The sequence below is a fragment of the Stenotrophomonas maltophilia group sp. RNC7 genome (genome assembly GCF_030910085.1).
Lineage (GTDB): Bacteria > Pseudomonadota > Gammaproteobacteria > Xanthomonadales > Xanthomonadaceae > Stenotrophomonas > Stenotrophomonas sepilia.
The window spans coordinates 1-458 of record NZ_JAVFVN010000295.1 but is presented as its reverse complement, the minus strand read 5'-3'; the positions used below and the strand labels follow the sequence as shown (position 1 = coordinate 458).

The window sequence follows — 458 nt, the reverse complement described above, 5'->3', positions numbered from 1 at the left end:
TTGGGTTGTTGTTGGGTAAATTTTTATTGGTTTTGGTGGGGGGGGGGTTGGGGAATTTTTTGGTTTATGGATTCCGGGGGGCGGTTGGGTTGGTGTATTTGGTTTTTTTGGGGGGGTGTTGTATTGTATATTTTAAATTTGGGGGGGGTTGGTGGCGGTAATCAGGGGGGGGGGGGGTTTGTTTTTGGGTACATTTATGATGCGGGGTTGGGGTTTTTTTTGGGCGCTTTTTTTTTAATTTTGTGGGGCGGCTGGGCCGTTAAGGCCGGGCTGGAAATGGCCAGGAAGGAGTTCAGGCCGCCGAACAGCGTCACGAGGGGCTAAGCTGTAGCGTGTTGTATGTTGTATCGCAATACAACATACAACCATCGGTTGATGACGAAGCGGCCCTAGGGCCGCTTCTGCTTACTGGCTGCAGCGGCATCCTGCAGCTGCGTTATAGGACGACCTGGATCGAG

Annotated in this window: 1 pseudogene; it reads left to right on the top strand. The window is 52.0% G+C overall.

The annotated features are described in order from the left end of the window. A pseudogene (locus RCF13_RS04570) lies at nucleotides 1-324 on the top strand (hypothetical protein); the annotation flags it as partial. Nucleotides 325-458: the final 134 nt, after the last annotated feature.